This window comes from Sphingopyxis sp. (assembly GCF_036402335.1).
Taxonomy (GTDB): Bacteria; Pseudomonadota; Alphaproteobacteria; order Sphingomonadales; family Sphingomonadaceae; genus Sphingopyxis.
The window spans coordinates 1-7,926 of the sequence record NZ_DASWTD010000127.1 but is presented as its reverse complement, the minus strand read 5'-3'; the positions used below and the strand labels follow the sequence as shown (position 1 = coordinate 7,926).

The following is a 7,926-nucleotide window of genomic DNA, read 5'->3' as shown; positions in this document are numbered from 1 at the left end:
GCTCCGCCCGCGCCGCCGCCGACGCCGGACCTCAGCGCCGCCGGTACGCCTAAGGGCAACCCGGGCCGTTGGGCGACGAACGACGACTATCCGGCCCGTGCCATGCGCGAAGAGCGTGAAGGAACGACCGGTTTCCGCGTCACCTATGGCGCCGATGGCCGTATCACGTCGTGCGACGTCACGTCCTCGAGCGGCCATGCCGACCTTGATGCCGAAACCTGCAAGCTCATCACGCGCCGCGGCCGTTTCAATCCGGGCAAGGACCGCGCGGGCAACCCCACGGGCGGAAGCTACAGCAATCGTATCCGTTGGCAGATTCCGCGCTGATCCGGCGCAGGACATCTGTTTTCGATTTTACCGATATTCTTTGAGAGGGAATTTCCTATTATGTTTAATCTGATCGCAAATGCCGCCGCTGCGGCGCCGGCTGCCGCTCACGACGCAGGCCTCAGCCTGATGCCCGCATCGATGTGCGTGAAGGAAGAAGGCACGAACCCTTACGGTCTCGTTCCCGCACTGTGCGAAGGCGGCATCGTCTCGCAGGTTACCTTCCTCGTCCTGCTGATCATGTTCATCGGCACGCTCTACATCCTGTTCACCAAGCTGTTCGAACAGAACAAGGTGATCAACCAGGGTAAGGCCGTCGACGCCAACTTCTGGCGCGCCGCGACGCTCGCCGACGGTGCTTCGAAGCTCGAAAAGAACAGCGCCTATCGTCAGGTCGTCGAAGACGGCCTGCGCGCCAACGAAGAGCATAACAAGCTGACCGATCCGGTCGAAGCCCACGACTGGATGCACGGCACGCTCGAGCGTTCGCAGAACCACATCAACTCGAAGCTCAACGGCGGCCTCGCCTTCCTCGCGACCGTGGGTTCGACCGCACCGTTCGTCGGTCTGTTCGGTACCGTTATCGGTATTCTTCGCGCTCTCGTGAAGATCGGTGCATCGGGCCAGGCCTCGATCGACACCGTCGCCGGTCCGGTCGGTGAAGCTCTGATCATGACCGCCATCGGTCTGATCGTGGCGGTTCCCGCGGTGCTCGCATTCAACTGGCTCCAGAGCCGCAACAAGGCGATCGCTCGCCGCCTGTCGACCTTCTCGAACGACGTTCTCGGTTCGATCATGTCGAACGGCCAGGTGAAGCCGGCGTCGCTGGCTGCTCCGGCAAAGGCTGCTCCGGCTGCAGCGCCGAAGAAGGCCTGATTGGTCTCCTGGATCCCCGCTTTTCGCGCATTGCGAAAGGCGGGGTCCGCTGGACCCGGGTCGCCAGGCCGATGGCACGTCGACCCGAAGTCCATGACAGTAATTTTGTGACAGGATGCTAATCCTATGGCGATGAGTGTAGGGGACAAGGGCGAAGACGCCCCAATGTCCGAAATCAACACGACTCCGCTCGTGGACATCATGCTGGTGCTGCTCATCATCTTCCTCATCACGGTTCCCGTGGTGGTGCAGACGGTGAACCTAAAGCTGCCCAGCGTGGTTTTCGAACCGACGACGACGAAGCCCGAAAATGTGCTGCTGTCGATCCGTTCGGCCGATACTGACGGCGATGGCGAACCCAATCCCGAAAGTACCGCTTGCGAAGTTTATTGGGGCCAGACGCCCGTCGATTCGCGACAGCTGCTCGAACGCGGTCAGGCGAAGCTCGAACAGCTGCTCGAAGACATCGGTGGTCCGCAGAACATCACCGAAGACAATTTCCCCGAAGTGCACATCCGTGGCGACGTCAACACGCCGTACCAGTGCATCGGCGGGGTGATCTACACGATGCAATATGCCGGCTTCCAGAAGATCGGGTTCATTTCGGAACCGGCTCCTGGCTCGGGCACGCTGGGTCGCCTCTAAGGCGCTCCGCTCAGGAATGAAGGAATAATCCTATGTCCATGGCCGTTGGAGATCGGGACGAAAACGAACCGATGATGGACATGAACACGACGCCGCTTATCGACGTCATGCTCGTGCTCCTCATCATGTTCATCATTACCATCCCGGTCCAGACCCACGCGGTGAAGATCGATCTGCCGGTTCCGACCGACAGCCAGAGCAATGTCGACCCCGAAAAGAACAAGGTGATGATCGACCCCGCGGGGACGATCACCTGGAACGGGACGCCGGTCGATCTTGCTCAGCTGGCGCAATATCTGGAACAGACCAAGGCGATGCCGGTCGAACCCGAATTGCAGGTCCAGCCCGACCCCTATGCGCGTTATCTCGTCGTCGACAATGTGATGGCGGTGATCAAGCGCAGCGGCGTTGGCAAGCTGGGCTTCGTCGGCAACGAACAATATGCCCGCGTCTTCTGATCTCTGATCAGGGCCGTCAGGCAGGAACATGGGGCCGCGAAGCAATTCGCGGCCCTTTTTTCGTGCGCTCGCGGGCGTGGGGCTCCCCGGCAAGACGCTCGCCGGGCCGGGCGATGGCCTCCTTATCGGCGCCTTATCGGCACAATCGCCAGCCCGATCAGCGCTGCCAGGCCTGCAAACGCCAAACCCGCGCGTATCCACCGGTCGCGGCGCGCCGTTTCCTGCTCTGCCGCCCGGGCCTCTTCCTGGACACGCCGCCTTTGCTCCAGCATGGCCTTTTCGGCAGCAATCTCCGCCCTTAGGTTGCGGTCCATCGCCCCGGTACGGAAATAGTCGCGCGGCCGGGCCCTTTCGCCGTTCAATATTGCGCGGATGTTCGCCGCGTTCGGTGCCGAATAATGGAGAATGAAGGGCGCCGAGCAGTGCTTCTGCAATATCGACCATGTCTCGGGCATAACGGCTTTGCCGGTGACCGACCGCGTCCCGGGCGCGATTGCGGCGACCAGGATAGGCTCGCGCCTTGCCAGCGTCGCCGGCGCGCCGCGGGGCGAATTTTTCCAGTATAAGATGATCTCGCCGGGCGGTGCGCCCTTGATCCGGTCGGTTATCCGGACGGTCAGCAGCCCATATCGCTCCGTCGCCAGCCGGCTTTTGGGTGTTATGGCTTCATACCGGACAAGCGTGCCGCCAAATACCGCATCGGCCTTTCGGATATCTTCGATTGCGAACGGCGTCCATTGGCCGCCGCACGGGTCAGCGAACGTGAGTCCCGAAAGCAGAACCGCCAGCAAGGGTGCGGCGACCAGTTTCAGGCGGTTGGCAACCAGTTTCTGTCCCATGCAGTTCGCCTTGCTCCAATTCGCACGGCCGCCGCCAAAATATTCGATCTTTCCTAACAATCATTTGCCGGCGCCGATGGCTGCGGGTGCAAAGAGGCATATCGGCGCCGGTGCGGTCCGAAGCACGCCCATGCCCGGCGCATCTTTCCGCGTGACGATGGGTCGCGGATCGGGTTCGGGTTGAAGAAGGAGGATGAGCCGGTTCCCGCTCACCGCTCCAAAGCTGACTTATCCCCTTGGAAGTTGCGGCGAAACGCGCCATCGTCGCGGCGAGGGGATCGAAACGCGCCGATCTGACGTTTTGATTCCGATCTTGATCACAGGGAGCAGCATGATGACGATGGGTTCGCACCGCACACAGGCCATGACCGGGGGCCTCGTCCTGATCGGCGCGCTCGCGCTCGCCGGCTGCGCGGGCATGGGCAAGAAGGATCCCGCGACCAAGCTTCCGGTCCCCGACGCCTATGCCGAGCTGACCGACGCGCGCGGCGCTGACCGCGGCCGGGTCGACATCTTCAAGGACGGCAGCGGGCTGCGGCTCGAGCTTGTGGCGCGCGGTTTCGGCGCGGGCACCTATGGCATGCACGTCCACGCGGTCGGCCGCTGCGACGCGCCCAAATATACGACCGCCGGCCCGCACTGGAACCCGACCAATGCCCAGCACGGCCGCGACAATCCGCTGGGCGCGCATCATGGCGATATGCCCAACCTGGTGATCGAGCCCGATACGATCGGCCGCGCGACGCTGCAGATCGTCGGCACGCGTCTGTCGGGTGACGGTGCGCTGCTCGATGCTGACGGCGCGGCCTTTGTCATCCATGCCAAGCCCGACGACTATAAGACCGATCCCAGCGGCAACAGCGGCGATCGCATCGCCTGCGGCGTGATCGTAACCCCGCCCGCGGGCTGAAAATCGGCGTCCGACTTCGGTTCCGCCATTCCCGCCTTCGCGGGGATGGCGCGACGGGTCAGCGGCCTTCTTCCGCCGCGGCCGCGCGCTCCGCGATCGTCGCCTCCGCCCGCGGGACGGCGCGATAAGCGTAAAGCAGCAGGCCAAGCGCAACCGGTGCGACCCCGATCAGCGACAATATGCCGGTGCGCAAATCGCCCACCGGCTTGCCGTTCACGATCGTGCCGGCCAGATCCGAAATCTGCCCGACCATATAGGGACCGAACGACAGCCCGACCAGCGTCGTGCCAAGAAAGAAGGCCGCGGTTGCCGTTCCGCGCATCCGCGGCAGCACCAGATCCTGCGTTGTCGCGGCGGCCGCTCCGAGCGCCGCGGCGCCGAGCATGCCGGCAAGGAAGTTCATTATGTAGAACAGCGTCGCATTCTCGGTCGTATAGCCGATCCAGATCGGAATGATCGGTGCGACGACGCCGAAGATGATCATCAGGATGCGGCCAGCCGGATTCCGCTTCCGCAGATAATCGGCCATCCAGCCGCCGGCGATGACCCCGACAAAGCCGGCGAGCGCGCCGTTTGCGCCGAGGATCAGCGCCAGTTCCTGCTTGGGCAGTCCCAGCACGGTTTCGGCATAGGGCGCCGACCAGAAGCCCAGCGCATAGGCGGCGAGGCTGACGAGGCCGTAACCCAGCGTCGTGCAGATGAACGCCGGCGTCCCCCAGATCAGGCGAAAGGTCGCGGGATCGTGCGCGCGGAGCGTACACGCCCACGAGAAGACGGCATAATAGCCGAGGCCGACCGCCGACCATTGCGGCACATTGCCCGTCAGGCTGATCATCCACCAGGCGAAGGCGGCGATCGCCGCCGCGAAGCCGATGTTGATCGCGAGCGCTGTTGCGCCCCGCTGCGCCGCGCCGATCAGCGTCAGCGGGGGGACGATCATCGACAGGTCCTTGCCGAACTGACGGAACGGTGTCGGCGACCCGGCGGTCGCGACGCCGTCCATCGCCCCGCGCACCGGCTCGCGCAGCGTCGCGACCCAAAGCGCGACGATCAGGCCCGGAATGCCGACTGCGAGAAAGGCCGCGTGCCAACCGGCCAGCCCCATCGGGCCACCCGCCGGATAGGCGTTGTTCCACGTCTCGACGATCAGCGCGCCGATGAACAGCGAGACGCCGCCGCCGAGATAAAGCCCCGACGAATAGATGGCGAGCGCGGTCGCCTTTTGCCGTTTCGGGAAATAGTCGGAGATCAAAGAATAGGCGGTCGGGCTCGCGGTCGCCTCGCCGACGCCGACGCCCATGCGCGCCAGCGACAGCGAGAGCTGGTTATACGCAAAGCCCGACAGCGCGGTCATCGTCGACCATAAGGCGAGCCCGATCGACAGCAGCCTGACCCGGCTCCAGTTATCGGCGAGCCGCCCGAGCGGGATACCGAACAGCGCATAAAAGACCGCGAAGGCCGCACCCCCGAGGAACCCCATGTCGGCATCGGTCAGCCCGAGATCGGCCTTGATATCGACGGCAAGAATGCTCACGATCTGCCGGTCGATGAAATTGAGAATATAGACGACCACCAGCACCGAGAGGACGTACCAGCTATAGCCGGTGGCTTTCGGTTCCGCGGAAACCGGCGTGCCGGGCATGACATTCTCGCTGGCGGTATCGGCCATCTGGCAACCCTCTCCCTGACCCATTATCTGTTGTGGCTCATGGCTAGCAGAGCCGGGAAAAGGCGCAAGTTGAAAGTCGGTTCAACTTTGTGCGAAGGAGGCGACATGCGCAACGACAGCACCATGGCGAAACCCGCAATCCTTTTCCTTTGCCTCGGCAATATCTGCCGCTCCCCGCTTGCCGAGGGTGCCGCGCGCGCCGCTTTTGCCCGCGCGGGCATCGACGCCACGCTCGATTCGGCCGGCACCGGCGACTGGCATGTCGGCCATCCGCCCGACCGGCGTGCGCAGGCCGAGGCGCGGCGCCGCGGCGTCGATATCTCGGCGCTGCGCGGTCGCCAGCTTCGCCGCGCCGACTTCTACGATTTCGACCTGATCCTCGCCGCCGACGCCGCCAATTTGCGCGACGCGCGCGCGCTGCGCCCCGCCGACGCGACGGCCGAACTCCGGCTGATGCTCGACCTGCTGCCGGGACGCGGGGGCGAGGGCGTGGCCGACCCCTATTATGGCGAAGACGACGGCTTTGCTGCGACCTGGGACGATGTCGATGCGGTCGCGTCGGCGCTCGTCGCCGAATTTGCGCCCTCCAGCGGATAGCGCGCAACGGGATGATAACGCGAGCCGCCGTGGCCGAGCTCGCTTTCATACAGCGTGACATGCCCCAATTCGAACGCCGGGCTTGCAAGATCGCTGTTCAGCGAAAGAAAAGGTGCGACCGGCCCCGATCCGCGGTTCAGCCGTGCGAGCGTGATGTGCGGTACAAAGGCGCGCGTCTCGGGTGCGATGCCGACGCGCGCGAGGCGCTGATCGACCTTGCGGTGCAGCGCCGCGAGCGGTTCATGCGGTTCGACCCCGGCCCAGATCATATGCGGCCGGCCCTGCCGTTCGAACAAGCCGGCCCCGGAGATCCGCGCCGTAACCGTTGGCGCATAAAGCGCGCCCAGCGCGGCCGCGATATCCTCGGCCCCGTGATGATCGACCTCGCCGATGAACCGCAGCGTCAGGTGCAACTGCTCGTCATTTTGCCATCGCGCGCCCGAAATTCCGTGCATGGCGGCGATCAACATTTCGCGGATCGGGCGCGGCGGGCGCAGCGCGACGAACAGGCGGTGTGTGGACATGGCGACAGCATAAGCGGCGATGTTCCGGGCCGCGACCCTTAACCGCGGCGGAGGCAATAAAACTGCTCCCGTCCGGTTTCGCTTGAAACAGGAAGGGAAACCCCCGATATTGCTGCGTACGGCCGGTATGGGCTGGCCGGTTATGGAGATGAAAAATGGCGAATTGGAACGACCCCAATATGGCGGCTTCCGGTTTTGGTGCCGGCGCGAACGCAATGGACCAGGCCGTCGATGCCGGCCTGCGGTCGTACATGCTGTCGGTTTACAACTATATGGGCTCGGGCGTGCTGCTGACCGGCATCGTCGCGATGCTGGCATATAACAGCGGCTTCACCGCCTCGCTAATCGGCAGCCCGCTGATGTGGGTGGTGGCGCTGGCGCCGCTGGCTTTCGTGCTGGTGCTGAGCTTCGGCATCAACAAGCTCTCGACCGGCGCTGCACAGGCGCTGTTCTGGGTCTATGCCGCGGTGATGGGTCTGTCGATGTCGACGATCTTCCTAGCCTTTACCACGACGTCGATCGCAACGACCTTCTTCGCGACCGCGGCGGCCTTCCTCGGCCTCAGCCTCTATGGCTACACGACCAAGAAGGATTTGTCGGGCTTCGGCACCTTCCTGATCATGGGTGTCGTCGGCATCCTCGTCGCGATGCTGATCAATCTGTTCGTGCAATCGACTGCGCTCAGCCTTGCGATCAGCGTGATCGGCGTGCTGCTGTTCGCGGGCCTCACCGCCTATGACACGCAGAAGATCAAGAGCATGTATTTCTATGTCCGCGGGACCGACTTTGTCGGCAAGTCGGTGGTGATGGGCGCGCTGACGCTCTACCTCGACTTCGTCAACATGTTCACCTTCCTGCTCAACCTTCTGGGCAGCCGCGACTAAGCGGACGGACAGGAACGAAACAGGAGCCCGGCGGAGCAATTCGCCGGGTTCTTTTTTTGGGGGCGGCATGATGCGGGCGGCACTGGTTGCAGGGACAATGTTGCTGGCCACGCCCGCCGTGGCCGCCGAAGGGACGGCCGATTGCGCGATCGCGCCGCCGGCGACCGCCGATCTCAAAAGCTACGCCGCCAGCTTCT

10 protein-coding genes are annotated in these 7,926 nt (G+C 63.9%); 7 read left to right on the top strand and 3 right to left on the bottom strand.

Features of this window, described 5'->3' with window-relative positions; all coding sequences use genetic code 11:
• From VGD20_RS03950 to VGD20_RS03935, 4 genes are all read left to right on the top strand, one after another.
• On the top strand, nucleotides 1–327 hold a 327-nt coding region (locus VGD20_RS03950; RefSeq protein WP_331133197.1), incomplete at its 5' end, for an energy transducer TonB.
• A 60-nt stretch (nucleotides 328–387) separates the two neighbouring features.
• The gene (locus VGD20_RS03945) at nucleotides 388–1,203 is read left to right on the top strand and encodes a MotA/TolQ/ExbB proton channel family protein (RefSeq protein ID WP_414714538.1); all 816 of its coding nucleotides are present in this window, start codon (nucleotides 388–390) and stop codon (nucleotides 1,201–1,203) included.
• A 126-nt stretch (nucleotides 1,204–1,329) separates the two neighbouring features.
• Nucleotides 1,330–1,848 (top strand): biopolymer transporter ExbD, encoded by a 519-nt coding sequence (locus tag VGD20_RS03940; protein ID WP_331133196.1) that lies wholly within the window; start codon nucleotides 1,330–1,332, stop codon nucleotides 1,846–1,848.
• Nucleotides 1,849–1,880: 32 nt separating this feature from the next.
• Nucleotides 1,881–2,306 (top strand): biopolymer transporter ExbD, encoded by a 426-nt coding sequence (locus VGD20_RS03935; RefSeq protein ID WP_331133195.1) that lies wholly within the window; start codon nucleotides 1,881–1,883, stop codon nucleotides 2,304–2,306.
• Between the two features lie 122 nt (nucleotides 2,307–2,428).
• On the opposite strand, the gene VGD20_RS03930 is transcribed toward VGD20_RS03935, so the two are convergent.
• Nucleotides 2,429–3,145 carry a hypothetical protein gene (locus VGD20_RS03930; RefSeq protein WP_331133194.1) on the bottom strand — a complete coding sequence of 239 codons (717 nt, stop codon included), beginning with the start codon at nucleotides 3,143–3,145 and terminating at the stop codon, nucleotides 2,429–2,431.
• A gap of 331 nt (nucleotides 3,146–3,476) precedes the next feature.
• Between VGD20_RS03930 and VGD20_RS03925 the strand changes: the two genes are divergently transcribed.
• Nucleotides 3,477–4,055 carry a superoxide dismutase family protein gene (locus tag VGD20_RS03925; protein WP_331133193.1) on the top strand — a complete coding sequence of 193 codons (579 nt, stop codon included), beginning with the start codon at nucleotides 3,477–3,479 and terminating at the stop codon, nucleotides 4,053–4,055.
• A 58-nt stretch (nucleotides 4,056–4,113) separates the two neighbouring features.
• On the opposite strand, the gene VGD20_RS03920 is transcribed toward VGD20_RS03925, so the two are convergent.
• Nucleotides 4,114–5,724, bottom strand: coding sequence for an MFS transporter (locus VGD20_RS03920; protein ID WP_331133192.1), 1,611 nt, complete (start codon nucleotides 5,722–5,724; stop codon nucleotides 4,114–4,116).
• 105 nt (nucleotides 5,725–5,829) lie between these two features.
• Between VGD20_RS03920 and VGD20_RS03915 the strand changes: the two genes are divergently transcribed.
• A complete protein-coding gene (locus VGD20_RS03915) occupies nucleotides 5,830–6,321 on the top strand; it encodes a low molecular weight protein-tyrosine-phosphatase (protein WP_331133191.1) in 492 nt (163 codons plus the stop codon).
• Here the strand turns inward: VGD20_RS03915 and thpR are convergent.
• Nucleotides 6,228–6,845, bottom strand: coding sequence for an RNA 2',3'-cyclic phosphodiesterase (gene thpR / locus VGD20_RS03910; RefSeq protein WP_331133190.1), 618 nt, complete (start codon nucleotides 6,843–6,845; stop codon nucleotides 6,228–6,230). The two genes, VGD20_RS03915 and thpR, sit on opposite strands and share 94 nt — an antisense overlap.
• Nucleotides 6,846–7,000: 155 nt before the next feature.
• Between thpR and VGD20_RS03905 the strand changes: the two genes are divergently transcribed.
• The gene (locus tag VGD20_RS03905; protein ID WP_331133189.1) at nucleotides 7,001–7,729 is read left to right on the top strand and encodes a Bax inhibitor-1/YccA family protein; all 729 of its coding nucleotides are present in this window, start codon (nucleotides 7,001–7,003) and stop codon (nucleotides 7,727–7,729) included.
• The last annotated feature ends 197 nt before the right edge of the window (nucleotides 7,730–7,926 follow it).

Coding starts and splice junctions, on each gene's coding strand:
- VGD20_RS03945 (WP_414714538.1), top strand. CDS start 388: ATGTTTAATCTGATCGCAAATGCCGCCGCTGCGGCGCCGGCTGCCGCT.
- VGD20_RS03940 (WP_331133196.1), top strand. CDS start 1,330: ATGGCGATGAGTGTAGGGGACAAGGGCGAAGACGCCCCAATGTCCGAA.
- VGD20_RS03935 (WP_331133195.1), top strand. CDS start 1,881: ATGTCCATGGCCGTTGGAGATCGGGACGAAAACGAACCGATGATGGAC.
- VGD20_RS03930 (WP_331133194.1), bottom strand. CDS start 3,145: ATGGGACAGAAACTGGTTGCCAACCGCCTGAAACTGGTCGCCGCACCC.
- VGD20_RS03925 (WP_331133193.1), top strand. CDS start 3,477: ATGATGACGATGGGTTCGCACCGCACACAGGCCATGACCGGGGGCCTC.
- VGD20_RS03920 (WP_331133192.1), bottom strand. CDS start 5,724: ATGGCCGATACCGCCAGCGAGAATGTCATGCCCGGCACGCCGGTTTCC.
- VGD20_RS03915 (WP_331133191.1), top strand. CDS start 5,830: ATGCGCAACGACAGCACCATGGCGAAACCCGCAATCCTTTTCCTTTGC.
- thpR (WP_331133190.1), bottom strand. CDS start 6,845: ATGTCCACACACCGCCTGTTCGTCGCGCTGCGCCCGCCGCGCCCGATC.
- VGD20_RS03905 (WP_331133189.1), top strand. CDS start 7,001: ATGGCGAATTGGAACGACCCCAATATGGCGGCTTCCGGTTTTGGTGCC.